Genomic DNA, 21198 nt, shown 5'->3' with positions numbered 1-21198 from the left:
TCGTGCCTCATGCCAATACCTTGCACTCAATAAATTTCCGGGTTATCTGATGCAATTGGTCAGGGCTTGCATTTCGTTCTAGCTTATCCAATCCCTTACAGTGAGCACGGCTTCGGCAAATCCGGTTGGCTCTTCCTGCGGAAAATTATGGCCGCAGGCAAATGAGCGATGCTCGTATTGTCCTGAAAAATACTTCGCGTGATCTGCGGTTCCTCCAGGCTTCAGCGGGTCGGAATGGCCGTCGAGCGTTATTGAAGGAATACTGATCGGAGGCTTTCCGGCGAGAATTATTTCCAGCGATTCAAATTGCGGATCACCCTTTTCCGAACCGTGCATGTGTCTGTAACTATGTAGCACGACATCCACAAAATCAGGATTATCGAACGAAGCAGCAGACCGCTCGAATATATCCTCGTCAAAGGCCCATTCCGGAGACCATTCCTGCCATAAGATACGGCATAAAGCGTGACGGTCTTGGTTCAGACATTCGCGCCCACGCTCAGTTTGGAAGAGGTGCTGATACCAGCATATTCGTTCCAGGGACGCGGGAAACGCATGCTGCTGTTCGACGATATCAATAATGTCATAACCTGCGTAGGAAACAAGGCCACCGATATGATCCGGCCATAATGCGGCGGCAACGCAGGACGCATTGCCGCCCCAGTCATAACCTCCTATGATGGGCTTTGTTAACCCCAGCACCTCAATCAGCCTGATCAGATCGCTGCCTCTTGCGGCCTGCTGACCGCTGCGAATTATTTCTGCTGAAATAAAGCTTGTCGGGCCAAATCCGCGAATATACGGCAGGATTACCCTGGCGCCATTGTTCACAAGAATGGCAGCTACCTCGTCAAATGCGTGAACGTCGTAGGGAAACCCGTGGGTCAGGACGACCGGCCAGCCCTGTGCAGAACCAAACTCCGAATAGGCAATTTTAAGCGCCGGGGTAACAGCATATTTTATTTCAGGCATTGTAATTTGTAAATGATATTAACAAAACTATGCTGATTGCTGATTTGTTTTAATCCAGCCAGCGCCTCATCACTGTAAAACGAACGGTACAGGTCGGGCGCGCCGTGAAAACGGTAATAGGCCACCGGCCGGTCACCATCGCTTCGTCCAGCAATTCCGGGTGGCTTATCCCGCAAAAGGCCACACCCCGCTGTCGTAAAGCGCTGTAAACCTCTTCCCGCCACCAGCCCGGATGGCGAAATTCCAGCACATTATCAAACCCCGGATCGAGCTGATCCAACACCCTTGCCAGTCGATCCGGCGCGATCCATGCGTTCCAGATAGGAATTCAGGGCGTTCCGTTACATGTTGACCATGCTGCTTTTCTAAACCAGATATTTGAAAATGACTACGCAACAACACATTGGTCTGATGGCCCGAACGGTATGGTCAACATGCTGGCATATCCGCGTGAAACACGTTAGCGTGAAGCAGCATTAACACGCTTCCGTCGCTTTGCATGACCGCACAGGTTTATATTCATGTTCTCTCCCGCTTGTTTTTTTGGTAGAAAAGCCGCTTTAATTAAAAGTCTCTTTGACGCTAATTCGCAGATAGGCATTGTCAGGCATGTTATCTTAACCAAACGGCCTGCAAGTTATTTCTTCTGATAGCCATATCGGGATTTTGGCTTGGATTATATATATATAGTATTTTTTTTGAGCGACAACCTTGTCAGCACAGTTAAGAGCACCTCTAGTTTAAACGGTTTTGCTATATAGTCGTCCATGCCGGCTTTCAGGCAACGTTCCCGGTCTTCGTCAAAAGCGTTCGCGGTCATTGCTACTATAAAAGGCATTTGTACATAATTCCTGCGAATCGCACCGGCAGCTTCGATGCCATCCATATGAGGCATTTGGATATCCATTAAAATTAAATCATACTTTTTCTTTTCCAGCATGTTTAATACTTCGACACCGTCAGCTGCAGTATCAGGACTATAACCCAGCTTTGATAAGATTCTGACGATTAATTTTTGATTAATGATATTATCCTCAGCGATCAGGATATCAAAAGGATGATCTACTGCAAAAGGTTCGCTCAATCGCTTTCTATCAGTTCCACCAGACAGGATGTTCGTCGCAGTCCTTGTTAGCACTCCTTCAAGCGTATTAAATAGCTGACGCTGTTTAATGGGCTTGCTGACTATACCAGAAAAGATAGCCATGTTTATTTTGCCTGTCTGACCACCTAGAGGGTTTAACAATATCACAGGGACCTGCGGATAAAGTTCCCTGATCCTCGATGCCAGGATTACTCCATCCATTTCCTGCATACTGTAATCGGTAATCACCACATCAAAGGCTTCGCTTTCACGGAGAATTTGCAATGCCTGTATCGGGGATTGGGTAATTATACACTTCAATTTCCAGTCTGTCAGTTGTTTGGCTAATGTTTCCAGTTGGGTTAGGTTGTCGTCGATAATCAAAACTTTTCGTTCCCTGTCAAACTGGAAATTTTTCAGCAGGGATGCTACGGGCAGCCCAACAGGCACCGAATAGGATACCTCAAAAAAGAAAGCAGTTCCTTTCCCTGGGATACTTTTGACATTAATAGTCCCTCCCATCAACGTGACGAGTCGCTGGCATATGGCCAGTCCAAGACCAGACCCGCCATATTTTCTGGTCGTAGACGAGTCGACCTGCGAAAATGACTTGAATAATTTATCAACCTTTTCTTCAGCTATACCTATGCCGGTATCCCTGACTTCGACTTTAAGCAAGTGCGTGCCGTCGTTTCGGCTGACAGCACTTATGCCGATATAGATATCACCTTCTGTCGTAAACTTAAATGCGTTTCCTATTAAATTGGTCAGGATTTGTTTTAGATGGAAACTGTCCCCAACGATACTTTCGGGCACACTACGATCGATCATATATATCAGATCGATCGGCGAATTCATGGTTTTCTGAAGAAACAGATCAATTACTTCTTCGACGCAAGTTCTTAAATTAAAAACATGGTGCTCAACTTCCATTTGGCCCGCCTCAATTTTTGAAAAATCGAGAACATCATTAATGACGTTCAATAACGTTTCTCCACTTGCCAGGATCATAGCAGTATATTCCTTTTGCTCTTCATTAAGCCTTGTCTCGGCCAGCAAGGAAGACATACCGATCACACCATTGAGCGGCGTGCGTATTTCATGGCTCATCGTGGAAAGAAATGCAGTCTTCGCCTCGTTAGCCCGCTCAGCCTCCAGTCTTGCTTCTTCCGCTTTCCGCCGGGATTTCAATTCCTCGGCCTTTTGTTCCAGCAACTCCTCAGACTGGGCCTTTAGTTCTTCATTGATGGACATCAGTTCTTCAGACTGGGCCTGAATTTCCCGGGACTGGGCCTGAACTTCATCCGTCCGGATTTTCACCAGCGATTCCAGCTTGTCATTCTGAAGCCTTACTTCCCGCAGACGATAACGGTTAAGGCCGTATGCACCGAGAAGAATCGCGCTAAAAAACATTAGCCGAAACCACCATGTCAGGTAGAACGGGGGGACAATGACAAGCTTGAGCATGAGCGGCCTGGTACTCCATACACCATCATTATTTGCTGCCCTGACTTTGAAAAAATAGGTGCCCGGATCAAGGTTAGTATAGGTAGCCTGCCGCTGTTCGCCTGCATACACCCATTCCTTGTCAAAACCTTCCAGCTTATAGGCGTATCGGTTCAGCGGCGTCACCGTAAAATTCAGTGCAGAATATTTGAATGTAATCACCGCCTGTGCATAAGGCAATACCAACTCGCTGGTGGTCGATATGCTTTGTTTCAAAGGTGAATTCCGTTCACCAAAGTCTTCGGACTTATTGAATATTTCAAGTCCTGTTAATACGACCGCGGGCTTATTATAATTTAGAAACACATCTTCCGGGCGGACAACCACAAAACCGTTGATGCTGCCAAAAGCAATTTCTCCCGTGGGCACCTTAATGCCCGCACCCGGATTGAATTCTTCGCTCTTCAACCCGTTGTAACGATTAAAATTCCTGAATTTCTGATTAGCGGGATCAAACTGAGAAATGCCTTTCAAAGTACTTAGCCAGATTTTACCTGTGTGGTCCCGGCTGATATAATTGACATCATTATCGGCGAGCCCGTCCCTTTCAGTATAATGTTTGAACGATTTCGAATGCCTGTCGAAAAGGTTTAACCCACCCTCCATCGTACCGATCCACATACGGCCCTGATCATCTTCAAAAAAACAATTGATTGTATTGCAGTTTAATCCGCTATTACCCATATTATACCTGGTAAATTTCCGGGTCTGCCTGTTGAAGATACTGATACCGTTGGAATAACCGCCGACCCAAATATTCCCTGCTTTATCCTCGTAAAGGGCGTCTACCCCATTATCTCCGAGGCTGTGTTCATCATGGGCGTCATTTACGATTTTAATGAATTTTCTTGCCCGAGGGTCAAACACATTTATACCACCGCTTGCTGTGCCCGCCCAAATCATGCCTTCGCTGTCTTCCAGCAAAGCGTAAACAGAATTATTGTTCAGGTTATACGACTTGTTCCCCTTCACAAAGCGCTTTATTTTGCCGGATTTGATATCCAAACAATTTAGCCCTGACGTATATGTCCCTATCCAAACCTTAGTATTTTGCCTGTTCACCAGGACGGACAGCGTGTAGTTATTGGATAGGCTGGCTGCATCCTCCGCATGATGGCTAAAATGCCTGCTGTATCCGGTCAGTTTGTTCAGATAATCTACCCCCGAATCTGTAGCCAGGTAAAGTCCCTGGTTGTTATCGGCAGCGATTCCACGGATAATATTTGCTGCTGAAGGTGCGTTGTTGCGGGCGTATTTATAAGATGGGAAATAAGTCAGGTGGCTATCGAACTTATAGATACCCAGAGAGGAAGTGGCTACCCAAAGTATCCCGTTTTTATCCTCAATAATATCATTTTGTGCATCATCAGGTTCAACAGTCCCCAGTACGTATTCTTTACCCAATGAATGAAACCTCTTTGTATCCAGGTCGAATATTTGAATGGTCGTGTTGGTGGCAACCCAAAATGCGTGCGCAGAACCTTTTCGCCTGATACTATATATTGGATTCTTGCCGGTTACTGAATTTCTATCTGCCAACGGATAGTATCTCTCGAAAGATTTGTCTTTTTTGTTGAACCGATTTAAACCATGATAGGTTGCTATCCATAAATTGCCACGAAAATCAGTATTGATATGCGCTACCATATTGTCACTGATACTTTTAGAACCGTATTGATGATGCCGGTAAGATGAAAAAGAACCGGCCCTGGAATTGTACAAATTCAAGCCAAAGTCTGTACCAACCCATAAAAGACCGTCTTTATCCTGGAAAAGACAAGTGATCCAATTACTCGACAGCCCGCGTTTACCGGAAAAACGGTCGAACCGGCTTGTTCCAACATTTAATCTGTTCAGACCATCCTCTGTCCCGACCCATATTTGCTGATCCTTATCTTCCAGAATGCAATTAACATTATTGTTGGAAAGGCTTGACGCATCACTTGAGCTGTGTCGATAATTTGTAAATGTATTTAATTTCCGGTCATATTTACTCAGACCGCCAAGACGTGTACCAATCCAGATATTCCCTTCGTGGTCCTCTGCCAGGCAATTGATCCCATTGGCATTAACACTATGGTTGTCGCCGAACTTGTGCTTGTAAACAATAAAGCTGTATCCATCATATTTATTGAGCCCGTTTTGTGTTCCAACCCACAAAAAACCATAGCTATCTTTCAACAGGCATTGCACACTATTCTGCGATAAACCATCGGAGCTGGTTAAGATAGAAAAATTTAAAACCGGCTTTTGAGCTTTTACAGGCCGGATAATAAAGAGTAATACAAATAGGGTAAGATAACCTGCGGTTATTTTGCGCATGCCAGTAAAATTGAGCGGACACTTGTTATACGTGACGCATTTCTACAAAGGTCCGTCATTAACAGGATAGTCATGTTTAAGTTAAGTTTCAACTTTTTTTGAGCAACATATTGAGTGATTCCATCCGGGTTTCGCAATCCTGAATTAACTGTTTGATGTAAACACCGGTAAGCAGGCCCTGCTGTATAAATTTGCCGTCAGTGCCCCGAACAATACCAGGCAGACAAGCGCAGATATACTGTCAATCCCGGAATTAATTAACAGGAAAATAACAATTTACATCAACGCTGTTTTTTCCATGCGCTGTTTTTATCCTATAACGAAAAACAAACAAAAAGGGTTACAACTTCCGGGGCTGCTCATATGAGGATGATTTGCCTTTTGGGTACCCATATATACTGTCGATATATAATCTGCCTTTAGCGGATAAAAGCCAGGACCTGATGGCCTGCATGTCCTTATACCATTTGCAGCAATAAGCAGACCGTATTGCTCACCTGTGGGAAGCCGGTAGGATATTGAAAAGTAACGGTGTTCTGCTGAAGTCTGCTATCACCCATTCCGCATCCCTGGTAGCGGCGTTGCAAAGCAGCCTGATCCATAACCCAGATGTGTCAGCTATGTGCAGAGCATAGTTAGTATCAGGAATTCATCGGCCGGCTCCGGGTGTTCCCGGCATGCAGCCTGCAACATTTTATCATCGTCGTCCGCGCTGATCTCCGAATTCGAGCATGCCGGCTTGCCCGCTTGAACTGTTGCCAGTGGAAGGTATCGCCTGGCTGGATGGCTGGTTCTTCGAAAGCTGGGCTGAACCCCGCAAACGGCAGGACCTGTTGGGGTAGCAGCAGCGACGGAGAAAGACAATGACTTGCTATGCTTTAGTCCTTACATCATCCCAGCAGCCCCAAAATAAAAAAACAACTGAATGATACCCAAAATGTCACTGTATCCTGGTTGGCCATAGCTACGGGGGAGCCGTTATCACTGTAGCCGGCAATGACCCCAAAGTGGCCGGCTTGGTATATATCGCTGCGCATGCCCCCTGATGATGGGGAGTCGGAGGCAAATCACGGTAAGATGCATCCTTCCGCTTACAGGTCGCTGATCAAGGGCAAGGCCGGCTGGGATTATATCGACCCAAAATTTTTCGCAGCTGACTTTTCAGGGGATCTGCCAGCTTCAAGAGCTAATTTTTTGGCTAACTCGCAACCGCCAACAGCAGATACCGTATTCCATGCGATCATCCGCAATCCTGCCGGGAAAATGAAGCCAAGCTGGTATATGGTAGCTAAGTCAGACCGTATCATCAACCCGGATCTTGAACGGATGTACGCAAAACGTGCAAAAAGTCATGTTGTGGAAATAGAAGGAGCCGGCCATTCCGTTTACATTTCGCACGCTAAAGAGGTAGCTCAGTTGATTATTGCAGCTGCTACAGATACAAAACAAATAATTTCATGAAAACGGTTCGGCATCGAGCGTGCATTAGCTGAAGGTCATTTTATCCCCCCCCGAACATTTAGGAGCAGGTGGACGTACGCGGAAAAGATACTGACCCTTCACCAGGCGATTAGCAGCTGGCTATTTTCGGTGCTACCGGACTTTAAGGAAGATCATAAAGGTTAAGCGTGAAACTTGAGCTTGTGATGGTAAGCATCCGCAAAAGGGGAATTAACCCAGATGATAGCAAGCACTACCGCCAAGAATAAAACCATCCCACTTGTATACTCCAAGTGAATAAATTTGCTTACCGGCCGGATGCTCCTGGCCTTTATCATCATGCGGATGATAATTGGCGCTAACGTACGTGGCTCGCAAAAACTTCCCAACTGATATACATTTCGGTATACAATCATACTATCCAGCAAGCATCATCTTTGATGACATTTAAATTAGCAGTCAAAATATTAACAAATAATTATTTAAAGCTCCATTCTGTGTAAGGAAGTAACAGAACGAAATGGCTACTGAATTAGCATCTTTATTAACCGGTAGTTTTAGTTAATTTAAAAACAAGTAGTGATATGGCAAAAGTGGTCAGTCTAATGATTAGCACGCCTGGCAGATTAACAAAGCAGGCTGAAACAAGGAAAGAGCGGAATCCCCACCGCGGTAAAATTGTAGAACTTACTATACGTCGTCAATCAATGGGTTTGAGCGAAATCTCGCGAAAAGTCGGCGTCAGCCGGGGGACATTGTATAACTGGTTTGAAAAAGAAGACCTTGAGACGAGCAATATGATGAAGGCCGGCCTTGCTAAAAATCACAACTTTTTAAAAGAATTTCCTTCTGAGATCAATGAGAAAAGCCTATCAGGCTTGAAAATCCAGGGAACTAAAGCTTTTTACACTGATAAAGAACAGGAGGCGGTATATTACTGGATGGAAAAATATATTCGCTTGCTGGAGAGATATAACGAAACTCTAAATTGTAAAATGGATTGAAGCCAATCGCTTTGGTTAGCTGCATGGAAGGATGTCTGGCAAAGGTGGATAGGTTAACTTTAGATATGGCAGGTTACATCGTTCAATCAATGGTATCACAATTCACGTAGCTTGCAGTATAATACAGACCGGCTGAATCATCTTTGCCAACTAAACAACTAATAGCCAACTTACTCATCTACTACACCCAGCGAATCAACGAACATCCACTTCACCCACTCTTTTTATTGACATCATCGGATTGCTTTGAGGATCAATTTACGAACAGTTCTATTATCAGTAAAATAAAGCGTATTTTCATCTTTGGATAGCGCCAGGTTAAACGCGTGCACGTCTGCACCATTACCAATGCCGTCATGCCCATCCTCCGGCATATGTGGCCCCACCAGGTAATGTACCTCACCGTTAAAAAGGCCATAAATTCGGCCTCCAGATGTAAAGTATATGGTTCTGCTATCTTTATTTGCTATAATATCGTCTATTATACCAAAAGCAACGGGCGTGGCAAGTCGGGTCAATTCGCCGGATGAAGTATATTTGTAAATATGCGTGTTATTAACCACCAAATATTTTACACCATTATAGGCAGAAAAGATTTTAGAAACAACCGGAAATTTTTGATCGGCGGGGAGTAGCAAAGATTCAGCTAAATAATATGGATTTACACCCTGCCTTCCGCCAGGCAGAAACTGTTCAATAAATCCTTTAAACCCGGCCTCGGTATACTCCAAACCGCAAGTCCAGTAATAGTCATTAAACGGGTCACTTGACCAGCCACCGTAATCAGCATTTTTATTTGCCTTAACAGCTATAGTCAAGCCTCCTGGTTTCCATACCCAAAATTTATATTTTAAATCCAAATCAACTTGCTTGGCAAAAATTGTAATTGTTCCATCATTTGCCTGTTTAACAAAATAGGGATTAATTAATCTTGATCCGTCTCTAGCGTGCGGCACACCCAAGGTAGATACATCCCCTTCTTGCGTGATCTTCCTGATTTTATTGTTTCTTGTATCAGCCACCAAAAGGCTTCCATCATTTGCCAGTTCAATCCCAACCGTCGACATAAATAACGCGTTCTTCCCCACACCGTCCCGATATCCTTCTGTATTAAATGTGCCGGCAATTGTCGTAACAGCAAGTGTATTACTGGTTTTTGACGTAAAAACGGCCTCGGCGGTGTTAGTTAATGCTAAATTGCCCGGAGCATACTCCGAATTCTTTTTACAGGAAACGATAACGCAAAGCAACATGCAAAACGTCAAGCAAATGGTTAAATACCTCATTTATATTCAATTAATTGTCATCCATTTAATATCCAAATCCGAATTAGCATTGCCAATACTTTTGTTAAATCAATTCGATTTTCCGTTGTAAATCCCGACCGCCTGCCCTGCCGATACAATATAAAAGATGCCATCACCCCCAATTCACTATTTTCTCGTAACGGTGGAAAGGCATTAGGTACCGCCGTGGTTGATACGTTGTTGGTACTGATATCTCTATTCTTATTAGCCGTCCAAAAAGTCGGCTGTGTATATGCTTCCATCAATACCTATTCATGTGGCAAATGATTCCAAAATTTAGCGTCGGGTCCGACCTGTTTAATTAAATGGGCACCTGCCTACTGAAATAAATTTCCGGCTATGACTCCCACCTTAATTTCTGGTACACAGGGATTTCTTTACAGCCAGTGACGCATTAATATCAGGGGGAGTTACGGTCTTAACACGGCCTGTTCTACAACCAGCAAAACGCAACCAAACGCAATAACATTATTTTTTTTCTTACCTATAGCCGAATTGTAGGTTTACATGCGGCAATATTACAAAGTATTTAACAGGCGATTGCATGTAGGTTACAAACGTATAACAATTTGTGTATCAATGAGAAATAACCTAAATTCGAAGCGCCATTTTTCTATGGCCTAATCCACACACAAGATATATTGTGGACATCATGTGTTTTTTAAAAAACCAAAGCGTCATTTAACGTTTAACACCATTTTGGAAAAAGGAGCAAAACCTTTCAAATACACAGAAAATTTCACAATTTCATTATTCTTGACCAAAAAATGTGTTTTTTTTGGTCAAAAAGCCACATTATGTTTTTAGGGTTTCGGCCTATCTTTGTGTAGTTATAACACTATACGGGCGCATCCAAGCCGATACCGGTCATAGGCTAAGCTCGCAGCCTGACTTGAATGCATTATGTTTGAAAGACATGCCGGCGTCAATGCTGACAATTAAGTTTTTGGGGATAAATTCCCTGAAAAACTATTGCCCACTAGTTAACATCATCATTTAATGCAAAAAAAATATGAATTTTTTATTTTTTGTTTGCAACAATTCCATTACACTATGTAACAATATAACTAACTCAAAAACAAGCAATAACAACTAATAAAAAAGCAAACAATTATCATTAAGGTTCCAATTAATTCATTTTTTTCAAATAATTACCAGAATCAATGCAACATCTATAACAAAATCACCGTTTGACCCCTAACTATTAATTAAATCCCATATTATGTTAAAGTTCGATCGTACAAAACTATGGGCAATTGGCGTCACGGCCGGATGTTGTCTGACATCTTGTTCAATTAAAGATGACGTACAACCCGCCCACATGGCTACAATCCCTGAAAATCAATCAACGGTTTTCGCAAGCACGGCAACTACCACGGTTTCATCAAAAATTACCGTTGCCGGCTCAACACTCCAATTAGGCATCAACGGCCACCCGCTTGGCGATCAGCCTTACATCCAAACTCCCGCTACCAAACAAATTTCAATTTTAAAGGGGATGGGTATGAACTGGTACAGGATAGATTGCATGGCACAATCTGACGGTACGATTACCGTACCACACCTGTTAAGCCCTTTGTTAGATGCCGCCGCAGCCGGTAAAGTAAACATTTTACCAATGCTTTACACCAGAACCATGGATCTAACCAAAAGCCAAAGCTACAATTACGAGGCTGGCAAAAAACTGGGGACTAATTTTGGTGCCAAGTATGCGCAAAACTTTGAGTACTATGACCTTGGAAACGACCTTACCTTAGATTTGTTGCTTCCAGGTAAAGTAGGCTGGAGTCAGTACGATTTTGACAGGACGAAATTTAACAGAACGGCAGCATATCTAAAAGGTATGGATGAGGGTTTAAAATCTCAAGACCCTAATGCAAAAACTATGATTTCTGCTGGTTGGTTACAATACGCGTTTTTAAGAATGTGCGACACCTATGGCGTAAAATTTAACGTGGTAGCTTACCATTGGTACTCAGAAATGGAAAGGCTTGCTCCTAACTACAAGATAAACGACATTACAGTGAAGCTTGGAAGTTTATTCCCTAAAAAACCAATCTGGATCACAGAATCTAACATCAGGTACAGCAGCACCCAGACACAAAGCGAAAAAGAGCAAAATCAAAATACTTTCGTAGCCAACTTTGTAGCCAAATGTAAAGCCAACCCCCAGGTTAAAGTGTTGATGTTTTACGAATTATTTGATGAGCCTTTAAAAAGCGCGCAGGAAGGTAGCTACGGATTTTTGAAATGGACCACTCCTTATACCAGCTGGGCAAAGAAACTGGTAGCGAGCAACTTAACCATTTACTAAGATGGCCATTATCCGCTTTCAAACATTTTGAAGGTTAGGCCAAAATAAAAGAACAGAAAAAGTGGCTGATCTCATACGGTAGAAACAGCCACTTTTTCATTGTTAGCTATTACAAGTGTAACACTTTTTGATGGGTGCACGGTTGTTTGTTTACCGCTTGTTTTACGCGGTACATCCAGACGCTCCAACACAAAGCCCAAGGCTAAATATATCCAAAAGGATGGGTAGGCAAATTCAGGTACCGTGGTCATTAAGATCAGGAAAACCATCACCAAACCTAATTTATATCCAATTGAAACCAACTTAATCGGAATCGACAGAAACATATTCCTTAGAACAAACCAGCTAAATACTAAAAACCCTATAATGCCATTATTAAGCATTAAGGTTGAAAAATAGTCTCCGGAGCGAACATAACCAAAGCCGATACCTAAAGCCTGGCTCCAACCGTTGAGGTTAGCCCAAAACGAAATATGATTAACAAAATCCTTACCTCTTGATTCAGAAGACGAACTTTGACCGCCCAATTTGTTTCCAAATGTAAAATCATATAGACTATCCAAAAGGTGCTGAAATCTGTCCATTTGCAGTACCGCGCATACTATAACCATAAGACCACATGCATAGAAGAATATTTGAAAATTTCTTTTATACAATACCCAAAAAACCAAAAACAATAGCATTGATGCATATGCGGTTGTTGAAAAGGTAAATAGCAAGCAAGTAAATAGGAGCCAGATATCGTAATTCCTTTTTAAGCCAAACGCTAACACCCAAAACGGGAAGACGGTATAAACAAACATAGAGGGCTCACCGGTATAGCCTTTTAACCTCATCAGCCCTATGCCGCCAAGGCTAACTGTTTGAAACAAGGAACCCGATGAGGCGTCGTCTCCAAAAGTTCGATTAACCATAAAATCACCATTTATACCTGTTGCCGCATAAAGCACAAATTCATATAACGCATAAAAACACAACAATCTTAATCCGAAGTATATAAAATTGATTATCTTATCATTAGAAAAATTCTTGACGTACAAATAAATAACAAACCCGACTATTAATGATAGCGATTGGGTAATTAACGAGGTACGAAAGAAAGTTTTAGTAAAATTATTTTTGTTGATCAGCAACAGGTCGTTAGTTAATTTTAAATTTATGAGCAAGTTGATCAATTGTGATGAAAAGGCGAATATTAATATTACGCAAAAAAAACAGGCGAATTCCCGGAAAAAACGCCTTTTACTTGCTACTGATGGCAACAGCGGAATAAACGGAAATAGCAAACCCGCAAAAACTGTTATAATAGTAGTACCAGGTATTGAGGGTACAAGCACGAAGGTTGTAATCGGAAAAAAAAGCATCAAAAAATTAACGCATCTCTTTACAAAAGCTGCATCAGCATCGGTATCCAACATATAGGTTGGCCCATTTATCATTAAGTTCCTCATGTGCTATAATTGAATCAGCCGAAGCATTTGTCTCATTGCGCAATACTTGTTAAATAAGTATTTAAGCAAATATTGCAAAGTTTTATCCATTAATAACCGGACTTGATTGATTGGGCGCTTTATGTGAAACATTGTATAACAGTGTGCTAAATTTAAATTCCCTCCTACTGTTAGCCCTTACCGCCTTTGATGGTACCGGCAATTACAAAAACACCAAACCCATAGATTCAGGCGGTTTTTATAATAGTTTGCCTTATTGACTCGCGCTTTTTGTCGATTTTTTTGGGGAATATAAATAACCAGGCGGTGTACTCGTTTTTCACTGTTACCTTATACAAAAACAGAGGTATAAATATGCCCGCTAATGTACCTGCAACACAATTAACAGCAAGATTATCTACTTTTAAAATTTTCAATAAAAAAATGCGCGTTCCACTTGCAACAAGCATATGGGCAAGGTAAATAGGCAGTGACCGTTTTCCGATATAACTAAGTATCGAAAGAAAATTTGCTGCTATTGCAAGCCTTGAAAGCTGAACTACCAACACCGATCCTGCGACACCCACTAAAAATTTCGACAAGATTGTTGAATGGAAAGGAGAAATTCCGGATAAATAAAAGTATTCCGTTGTCGCAAAAGCAATTATCCCTACCAACAAAAAACTCCACTGCCCTATTATTAAAATAAACCTCCGGCTTTGAGAAAATAATATCCCTATATTGAAAAATATTAAAAATTGAAAAGTGTTATTAAATGTTTCGGGCACAAACTGCCTGAATAAAACATATGCAACCCATAATGCTGTCGAAAAATAGATCCCGGCCGCAGCGTTTATCCGGAATAAAAAATAATTAATCATTGTTATGAAAAACAATGCATATAAAAACCAGAACTGATCCCTTGGTATTATAACGCAGGTAATTAATTCGGTTAAGGGTGTTTGCGTATTGGTATAGGGGCTCATGGTAGAAATTAGGATCTCGGCCGATGTTTGCAGTATAGACCAGATAATAAACGGATAAACCAATCCCCTAATTTTGTCGAACAGAAAATCCTTTTTGTATAACGACGACATGAAAAAGTATCCGGACAACATAAAAAACAAAGGCATATGAAAGCTATAGATAAATTTATCAGACAACTCAAAGAAGCTTGCATATTGATTAAACAATCCTTTTACCGGCCTGATCTCGCGCAACACATGGCCGTAAACAACCAACACAATCCCCACTCCTTTAGCATAATCAACCCACAACAATCTATCGCTTAGGTTATGGAGCTTAGTTACCCCTGGTGTTCGTGCTTGGATGTAGCTCTGCATATAAAATTTTCTGTTTGCGAAAAAACTAAACTAACGGGTTTTAACTAAAGTTAATCTCACTTAAATACAATTGATACTAAAATGTGTATTTATGAGATATTAAGAATTAATAAACAGAATACAGCCACTCACTTTCGGGATCTGCTTAACATTATTTTATAGAAACAGTTATGGTTTACTTCCGATAACACTTAAAAGCTGTTCGATGGTTATGGGTTTTACATGATATGCGCAAACATGCGGGTACAGCATACATCGTTGCATATCCTTAGGACTCATTGACGATGATAATATATGAACTTCAATATTTTTTGTAAACAAGGGATAAATCTGCTCAAACTTATCCAAAAATTGATAGCCATTAAACTTAGGCATGTACAAGTCCAAAAATATAATTTCAGGCAAATGATCTTTATCAGTAGCACATTCTTTTAATTCCCGAAGTGCGCCAACCGCATCTGCTGTTGTTATACAGGATTTAAATAAATGATACTTTCTTTGCAGAAGTGTCAGAATATAAAGATCCAACTGATTATCATCAATATATAAGACATTTTTCAACATATATTAAAAGCCTGTACAACACCCTAATCTTCAACGATACTAACCTATCAATTTATCCGAAATGTTTAATGCTGCTACTTCTAAAAACCATAAAATGCTCATTTTTAGTGAAATAATTGGCTAAATATTGTGATAATAACGCCGCTTTTTATAGCAACATTTACCGAATCAATGCCAATCTGATATTAAGAGGTTTTTTCATTCTTTAATTGCTAAATTTTTATAAAATAATCTCGATTTGGGTTAAAATTTACCTCTGCCGGTAACTATTTGACTACGAAACTCGCAAATTGTTCATAATCTTTTTCACATTAAGAAAAAAATAGCTTATCTTGGAGAATATATTCACTTGTTAACCTACTTCTAACTTGGATATTAAACAACTAAACTTTATTGACATATGGAAAAACATTACGGACAAATAATTGAATACGTTATCAGGAAAAAAGGCTTTAATATAAGCGATCTGGCCCGAAGTTTAGACATCAACAGAAGATCGTTGTATAACTGGTTTAATCAAAAGGACCTGAGTGCCGCACATATCTTTAAAATTGGAAATGTTATACGGCATGATTTTTCAATTGAATTTCCTGATATGTTTACTAAAGATGATTTTAAGTTTATCGATCAACGTTATGCTGATAACATCTTGGTTTCAACCACTCCACAACAGTTAACGGATTGGAAGGAAAAATATTTACGCCTGCTAGAAGAATATGATACCGCAGTACTAATTGCCGACAAAAAGCGATTAGTGAACGTAAAATAAATTTTCTTTTTTCGCCGACAAATAGCTCTTCCATCAACTTTATTATTAAAGTTATTGTGTATAATTTTATGCTAAATACACATAACTGAGAAACTTTCCGCCTCATAACTGCGCGTTTCAGGCCGAATAAATACCTCTATTATAGTATTTTATAAATGCTACGATACCCCCCCACACAATATAAAAGAGACTGATTTTAAATCACCACGCGCTGTTGTACACATTTGCTCAATTATTCTCAATAAAACCGCAATCTCATTTCAGCAGCTGTAACGGCATTTTTTTTTGTTAAAATAGCTGGAAATTCAGCAAAATGGGAAAACAAAAAAGAATTTTGATCACCGGAGCCGCAGGTTTTTTAGGCTCTCATCTCTGTGATAGATTTATCCTGGAGGATTATCATGTTATAGGGATGGACAATTTAATTACCGGGGAACTCCGCAACATAGAACACCTGTTCAAACTGGAAAACTTTGAATTTTATCACCATGACGTATCTAAATTCATTTTCGTTCCGGGAGAATTAGATTATATTTTACATTTTGCATCACCAGCAAGTCCTATTGATTACTTAAAAATCCCCATACAGACTTTAAAAGTGGGCTCGCTGGGCACTCACAATTTATTGGGATTAGCCCGGGCTAAAAATGCCAGGATTCTTATAGCTTCAACCTCTGAGGTATATGGAGATCCTTCCGTTAACCCCCAGCCCGAAGAATATTGGGGCAATGTAAATCCTGTGGGACCAAGAGGCGTTTATGATGAAGCGAAACGTTTTCAGGAGGCCATTACAATGGCGTACCATACATTTCATGGTGTGGAAACAAGAATTGTGAGGATATTTAACACATATGGGCCAAGGATGAGATTAAATGACGGCCGCGTGCTGCCAGCCTTTATTGGGCAGGCTTTACGGGAAGAGCCTTTAACTATATTTGGCGATGGTTCGCAAACCCGTTCTTTTTGCTATGTCGATGATTTGATTGAAGGAATATATCGCCTCCTGCATAGCAGCTATGTTCAACCCATGAATATCGGTAACCCCGATGAAATAACGATACGCCAGTTTGGAGAAGAAATACTTAAATTAACGGGGAGCGACCAGGAACTCATTTGTTTACCATTGCCGACCGATGATCCGAAACAACGCAGGCCCGATATTACAAAAGCTAAAGCTATATTGGGATGGGAGCCGCAGGTTTCACGAAGCGAAGGATTAAAAATAACGCTTGAGTATTTCAAATCTCTTTCAAAAATGGAGATTGAGCATAAGGATTTTTACTACTATAACAAATAACAAAATAACAATGCCGGTGTGCTTTTGGCTTACCGGCATTATGCTATTTATGAAGTCCCTGCATTATATCATCGTACGACGGCTAATTATTCATTGACAACTTTCGAAAGTGCCCTCTTTTTGACAGTGTATCAATAAGTTTAGCATTGTAAATATTTACCCCCCGTTGGTTTAGATGGCTATCATCATAGTACATGCTATCCGGAAGGTTTAATATTTTATTGAAATTATAGTATTCACCAAGGCTGGAAAATACCCTATCTATTTCATCATTATTTTGATATGAAGCATAATTGCTTCTTGAAAAGGGTGCCTGGATAATTACGAATTTTATTTGTTGCGACCGCAACTCATTTAAGCCTGCTTTAAAAGCTTCCAACTGTGTGGCAGAGATATTAACGTTTTGTTTAAATCTTGTTTTTTTGAATTGCAAATGCCTGAAAGATTGGACATATCCTCCGGGTATGTAGGTATCTCCTTGATTGTCTGATAGCTTCTGCTTTTTTATGTGAAATTCATTGTTGAAAGCACCAAACAGTAAGGTATTGTATAATTTGATGTTGTTAATTTTAAAGGATAAAGCAACAATATCTTTATCTATTAGCCCGCTTGATATGAGGTCTATTTGCGATTCAAGCCCATCAACGCCGAACAAAACCGGATAAACATCAACAATAACCAATTTAGGTTTTAATTTTGTTACGTACTTACCTAAAACATAACGCGTTTGTAAGGGCGATTGCGAGCTTGACCCTAAATTAAACATTGATATCCCCGATTTTTTGAATATCCTGGGATCGTACCCGCGATAAGCGTGCGACGACCCGGCTACCACCAAATCAACATTTTTTATTTTCGAAACTTCATCAAATCGTTGCCTGGTAAACCCCATCCCACCGAAATAATTAAAATTCACTGCAAATGATGCAGGCACTATCGTGCCATATAATAGTATTAGTACAACATAAAATAAACTGCAAAACACAGAAAAAAAGAAAAATCTGAATACAAATTTTTTCATGATCTAAAACTGAAAATAAATAAAATCAGAACCACCCGTTTGCATGTACATTCCTATAAAAACTATGATAATTGAATAAAAGCTCCAACGCAAAATGGGTGGCCATCTCAAACCAACATTCTCTATAGCATATCTACCCTCCCTTCCAATCCATTCAATCGCCATAAAAACAACCAGGATCAATAACATTACCGGGCGGGGAGGATTATGGGGAGCAGTGAACAAGGTGCGGTTAAAAAGGTCTCTTATAATTTGAAAAGCCTGGCCAATACTGGCTGATCGGAAAAATATCCACGCAATTACAGTTAACGAAAATGTGGCAACCATTTGCATTAATTCCTTAAATGATGGTAGCAAACGACCCTGGGCTACGATTTCGAGATTGCTCCGGTTTGTTTTCATCACTATGGATGGTATGATAAACAACGCGTTTAAAAAACCCCAGATTATAAATGTCCAGTTTGCGCCATGCCAGAAACCACTTACTATAAATATGATAAAAGTGTTTCTTATCCGCATCCAAAGGTTTCCTTTGCTTCCGCCTAAAGGGATATACAAATAATCCTTAAACCAGCTTGATAACGAGATATGCCATCGTCTCCAGAATTCTGCCATATCGCGCGAAAAGTAAGGAAACGCAAAATTCCGAAGCAGGTCAATGCCAAAGAGCTTAGCCGTTCCGATAGCGATATCTGAGTAGCCTGAAAAATCGCCATATATTTGAAACGTAAACATCAAGGCCCCTAATGCTAACGTACTGCCTGTATAATTTGAAGAATGATTAAAAACCATATTGGCATATTCGGCGCAATTGTCGGCGATAATCACTTTCTTGAAAAGTCCCCACAAAATTTGCCGGCATCCGTCTATTGCCTTACTGTAATCAAAAACCCTTTTCTGCTTTATTTGCGGTAATAAATGAGTCGCCCTTTCAATTGGGCCTGCTACCAGCAGTGGGAAAAAACTCACGAATAAGGAATAATCTACAAAATTACGCTCCGGTTTGATCCGTCCTTTATATATATCGATAACATAGGATAGTCCATGAAATGTGTAAAACGAAATACCTACCGGTAGAATTACATTAATTGTAGAAGCATGAAGCTTTATTCCGAAATGGCTGAAACTTGAAATCAACGATTCAGCGAAAAAGTTATAGTATTTAAATACACCTAAAAAACCAAGGTTAACGGTTACACTTAGCCAAAACCAAAACCGCTTTAGTTTTAAGCTCTTTGCGTCCTCCATTTTCAACCCGGTGAAATAATCAAGTAAGGTTGAAAAGATCAGTAAAAAAAGAAACCTGTAGTCCCAGCAAGAATAAAAATAATAGCTGGCTGCTAACAAAAGTATATTTTGAATTTTTAATCCATTTTTATTTGTTAACCAGTATAAACAGAAAATGATTGGTAAAAAAAAGGCGAAGTTAAGTGAATTAAAAAGCATAGGCTATTATTTTAAATACAACCAGCTAAGTAGCTAAATATAAATTGATTGCATCGAAAATCGAATTCATTTTAGCTCCTTTTGCTATCGATAAAAATAGTAGGATTATATTAACAAAAAGCTTTTTTGAAGCGACAGTTTAATGCACAAATTGTGAGCAATTATGCGCAAAAACCAAGCGCATATAATAGTAAGAGATGTGGCACGGATTTTAATGCTTCAGGTTAACACTTGTGTTAACAATTGCATTGTTAAAGGTTTGGGTATATAGCTTTTAATAAAAGGGTAACGCTGATTTATAATATTATCTAAAGGTTCAATTGAATTTGAAACGAGATGAACGTGTATAGGAACAACTAAATTGTTATTAATTTTTTCAAAATGTTCAAGAAACTCCCAACCATCCATAACCGGCATGTGTATATCTAAAAATATAATCGCGGGTAAACCACTTTTGTTTTTTAAATTAATTTCCAGGTCATGGAGAAGCATTTTTCCATTTTTATAAAAATCTGCTTTGATAAAAGGCGCATTTCGAAGCAGGTTCTTAACAGAATAATGATAGATCAGGTCGTCATCGACTATCGCTATTGATTTTATTGGCCTGTGATTTAGCATCGAAAAAAGCTTAATTTGCAAATCGAGCGTGACAGAAGATAAAAGTTCGGAACCACAAGTAGCACAACCGAACGATTGAGTAAGCACCGCTTCCTCACTCAATTTAACGGGCACACATTGGTAACCGTATACCGAATTCGGACAGTCTTTATTAAAGCAATAACAAATTGTAAATGTCGAATTTTTCATCACAACAACTTATCTGAGTAAAAGCTCAAACCAGGGTTTTTCCTATCTCTTTACTTAAAAAATAGAATAAGCCCTTCAGGGCCTATTCTATATCGTATAAATCACAATTTAAAAATCCACTTTCAAAAGTAATAAAAGGGGGCGGCAATAACCTTCTCACTGGTACACAATATATTACACACATATGCTCATTTCTTTATATTAATTTATTGAGTTATTGGATTACTGATTGTTTTCTTTATTAGCCCCAGGCGATATATGTTTTTTTGCATTTATCCAACTTTAAAAAGCAACAAATTTAACATAGCCCTATACAAATCCAGCTTAAATACTAAAACTAATATACAAACAAGATACCTCTAAATCAAAGCACCTCGAATGCTAATTACTTTGAATAGTATCCAATTGCTGATATCACGAAAGATAAACTCATTTTAACATGCCTTTTTGTTTCAATATATTTTCTTGATCACCCGGACATAGGGTAAATCTATGAAAATAGAGAACGGTTAGTCCAATTAGCCTGGTGAATGTTGCCTGGAAATTACGCATCAGCGATACGGAGGCCTGCG

The 21198-nt window shown here is 40.2% G+C and carries 18 protein-coding genes; 6 read left to right on the top strand and 12 right to left on the bottom strand.

Going from position 1 to position 21198, the window contains the following annotated elements:
• Positions 1-78: 78 nt before the first annotated feature.
• The 4 genes from FHW88_RS23710 to FHW88_RS23695 all read right to left on the bottom strand — a co-directional run bounded on the left by FHW88_RS23710 (position 79) and on the right by FHW88_RS23695 (position 6486).
• A complete protein-coding gene (locus tag FHW88_RS23710; protein WP_176628143.1) occupies positions 79-972 on the bottom strand; it encodes an alpha/beta hydrolase in 894 nt (297 codons plus the stop codon).
• Between the two features lie 49 nt (positions 973-1021).
• Positions 1022-1222 carry a DUF72 domain-containing protein gene (locus tag FHW88_RS23705; RefSeq protein ID WP_410505725.1) on the bottom strand — a complete coding sequence of 67 codons (201 nt, stop codon included), beginning with the start codon at positions 1220-1222 and terminating at the stop codon, positions 1022-1024.
• 426 nt (positions 1223-1648) lie between these two features.
• A complete protein-coding gene (locus FHW88_RS23700) occupies positions 1649-5884 on the bottom strand; it encodes a hybrid sensor histidine kinase/response regulator (RefSeq protein WP_176628141.1) in 4236 nt (1411 codons plus the stop codon).
• Positions 5885-6342: 458 nt separating this feature from the next.
• Positions 6343-6486, bottom strand: coding sequence for a hypothetical protein (locus FHW88_RS23695; RefSeq protein WP_176628140.1), 144 nt, complete (start codon positions 6484-6486; stop codon positions 6343-6345).
• Positions 6487-6880: 394 nt separating this feature from the next.
• On the opposite strand from FHW88_RS23695, the gene FHW88_RS23690 reads away from it, so the two are divergent.
• Complete coding sequence (locus tag FHW88_RS23690) at positions 6881-7345, top strand: alpha/beta hydrolase (RefSeq protein WP_218117283.1); 465 nt, start codon at positions 6881-6883, stop codon at positions 7343-7345.
• Between the two features lie 161 nt (positions 7346-7506).
• Here the strand turns inward: FHW88_RS23690 and FHW88_RS23685 are convergent, their stop codons facing one another.
• Positions 7507-7662, bottom strand: a complete 156-nt coding sequence (locus tag FHW88_RS23685) for a Na+/H+ antiporter NhaA (RefSeq protein ID WP_255485434.1) — start codon at positions 7660-7662, stop codon at positions 7507-7509.
• Positions 7663-7908: 246 nt separating this feature from the next.
• Between FHW88_RS23685 and FHW88_RS23680 the strand changes: the two genes are divergently transcribed.
• Complete coding sequence (locus tag FHW88_RS23680; protein WP_176628139.1) at positions 7909-8328, top strand: helix-turn-helix domain-containing protein; 420 nt, start codon at positions 7909-7911, stop codon at positions 8326-8328.
• A 233-nt stretch (positions 8329-8561) separates the two neighbouring features.
• Here FHW88_RS23680 and FHW88_RS23675 read toward each other — a convergent pair whose 3' ends face one another.
• Complete coding sequence (locus FHW88_RS23675) at positions 8562-9614, bottom strand: hypothetical protein (protein WP_176628138.1); 1053 nt, start codon at positions 9612-9614, stop codon at positions 8562-8564.
• 1243 nt (positions 9615-10857) lie between these two features.
• Between FHW88_RS23675 and FHW88_RS23670 the strand changes: the two genes are divergently transcribed.
• Positions 10858-11949: a glycosyl hydrolase gene (locus FHW88_RS23670; protein ID WP_176628137.1), complete on the top strand. Its 1092-nt coding sequence runs from the start codon at positions 10858-10860 to the stop codon at positions 11947-11949.
• A gap of 71 nt (positions 11950-12020) precedes the next feature.
• Here FHW88_RS23670 and FHW88_RS23665 read toward each other — a convergent pair whose 3' ends face one another.
• Positions 12021-13082 (bottom strand): hypothetical protein, encoded by a 1062-nt coding sequence (locus FHW88_RS23665; RefSeq protein ID WP_176628136.1) that lies wholly within the window; start codon positions 13080-13082, stop codon positions 12021-12023.
• A gap of 25 nt (positions 13083-13107) precedes the next feature.
• On the opposite strand from FHW88_RS23665, the gene FHW88_RS23660 reads away from it, so the two are divergent.
• Positions 13108-13371, top strand: coding sequence for a hypothetical protein (locus tag FHW88_RS23660; protein WP_176628135.1), 264 nt, complete (start codon positions 13108-13110; stop codon positions 13369-13371).
• 256 nt (positions 13372-13627) lie between these two features.
• Here the strand turns inward: FHW88_RS23660 and FHW88_RS23655 are convergent, their stop codons facing one another.
• Positions 13628-14722 carry an acyltransferase family protein gene (locus FHW88_RS23655; RefSeq protein WP_176628134.1) on the bottom strand — a complete coding sequence of 365 codons (1095 nt, stop codon included), beginning with the start codon at positions 14720-14722 and terminating at the stop codon, positions 13628-13630.
• A gap of 168 nt (positions 14723-14890) precedes the next feature.
• Entirely contained in the window at positions 14891-15286 is a 396-nt protein-coding gene (locus FHW88_RS23650) for a response regulator (protein ID WP_176628133.1), read from the bottom strand.
• A 400-nt stretch (positions 15287-15686) separates the two neighbouring features.
• Here FHW88_RS23650 and FHW88_RS23645 point away from each other — a divergent pair, with 400 nt between their 5' ends.
• Together FHW88_RS23645 and FHW88_RS23640 are read left to right on the top strand one after the other, a co-directional pair.
• A complete protein-coding gene (locus FHW88_RS23645) occupies positions 15687-16055 on the top strand; it encodes a helix-turn-helix domain-containing protein (RefSeq protein ID WP_176628132.1) in 369 nt (122 codons plus the stop codon).
• A 313-nt stretch (positions 16056-16368) separates the two neighbouring features.
• A complete protein-coding gene (locus FHW88_RS23640) occupies positions 16369-17352 on the top strand; it encodes a UDP-glucuronic acid decarboxylase family protein (protein ID WP_176628131.1) in 984 nt (327 codons plus the stop codon).
• Between the two features lie 82 nt (positions 17353-17434).
• Here the strand turns inward: FHW88_RS23640 and FHW88_RS23635 are convergent, their stop codons facing one another.
• The 3 genes from FHW88_RS23635 to FHW88_RS23625 form a co-directional block, all read right to left on the bottom strand.
• Positions 17435-18373: a hypothetical protein gene (locus tag FHW88_RS23635; RefSeq protein WP_176628130.1), complete on the bottom strand. Its 939-nt coding sequence runs from the start codon at positions 18371-18373 to the stop codon at positions 17435-17437.
• A 3-nt stretch (positions 18374-18376) separates the two neighbouring features.
• Positions 18377-19621 (bottom strand): MBOAT family O-acyltransferase, encoded by a 1245-nt coding sequence (locus FHW88_RS23630; RefSeq protein WP_255485415.1) that lies wholly within the window; start codon positions 19619-19621, stop codon positions 18377-18379.
• Between the two features lie 417 nt (positions 19622-20038).
• Positions 20039-20539 carry a response regulator gene (locus FHW88_RS23625; RefSeq protein WP_176628128.1) on the bottom strand — a complete coding sequence of 167 codons (501 nt, stop codon included), beginning with the start codon at positions 20537-20539 and terminating at the stop codon, positions 20039-20041.
• Positions 20540-21198 lie beyond the last annotated feature (659 nt).

It is taken from the genome of Mucilaginibacter sp. SG538B, assembly GCF_013376065.1.
GTDB classification, from domain to species: domain Bacteria; phylum Bacteroidota; class Bacteroidia; order Sphingobacteriales; family Sphingobacteriaceae; genus Mucilaginibacter; species Mucilaginibacter rubeus.
The sequence above is the reverse complement of the archived record's forward strand: the minus strand, read 5'-3'. Positions and strand labels throughout refer to the sequence as shown.

Coding starts and splice junctions, on each gene's coding strand:
- FHW88_RS23710 (WP_176628143.1), bottom strand. CDS start 972: ATGCCTGAAATAAAATATGCTGTTACCCCGGCGCTTAAAATTGCCTAT.
- FHW88_RS23700 (WP_176628141.1), bottom strand. CDS start 5,884: ATGCGCAAAATAACCGCAGGTTATCTTACCCTATTTGTATTACTCTTT.
- FHW88_RS23695 (WP_176628140.1), bottom strand. CDS start 6,486: ATGGATCAGGCTGCTTTGCAACGCCGCTACCAGGGATGCGGAATGGGT.
- FHW88_RS23690 (WP_218117283.1), top strand. CDS start 6,881: ATGACCCCAAAGTGGCCGGCTTGGTATATATCGCTGCGCATGCCCCCT.
- FHW88_RS23685 (WP_255485434.1), bottom strand. CDS start 7,662: ATGATAAAGGCCAGGAGCATCCGGCCGGTAAGCAAATTTATTCACTTG.
- FHW88_RS23680 (WP_176628139.1), top strand. CDS start 7,909: ATGGCAAAAGTGGTCAGTCTAATGATTAGCACGCCTGGCAGATTAACA.
- FHW88_RS23675 (WP_176628138.1), bottom strand. CDS start 9,614: ATGAGGTATTTAACCATTTGCTTGACGTTTTGCATGTTGCTTTGCGTT.
- FHW88_RS23670 (WP_176628137.1), top strand. CDS start 10,858: ATGTTAAAGTTCGATCGTACAAAACTATGGGCAATTGGCGTCACGGCC.
- FHW88_RS23660 (WP_176628135.1), top strand. CDS start 13,108: ATGAGCAAGTTGATCAATTGTGATGAAAAGGCGAATATTAATATTACG.
- FHW88_RS23655 (WP_176628134.1), bottom strand. CDS start 14,722: ATGCAGAGCTACATCCAAGCACGAACACCAGGGGTAACTAAGCTCCAT.
- FHW88_RS23650 (WP_176628133.1), bottom strand. CDS start 15,286: ATGTTGAAAAATGTCTTATATATTGATGATAATCAGTTGGATCTTTAT.
- FHW88_RS23645 (WP_176628132.1), top strand. CDS start 15,687: ATGGAAAAACATTACGGACAAATAATTGAATACGTTATCAGGAAAAAA.
- FHW88_RS23640 (WP_176628131.1), top strand. CDS start 16,369: ATGGGAAAACAAAAAAGAATTTTGATCACCGGAGCCGCAGGTTTTTTA.
- FHW88_RS23635 (WP_176628130.1), bottom strand. CDS start 18,373: ATGAAAAAATTTGTATTCAGATTTTTCTTTTTTTCTGTGTTTTGCAGT.
- FHW88_RS23630 (WP_255485415.1), bottom strand. CDS start 19,621: ATGGAGGACGCAAAGAGCTTAAAACTAAAGCGGTTTTGGTTTTGGCTA.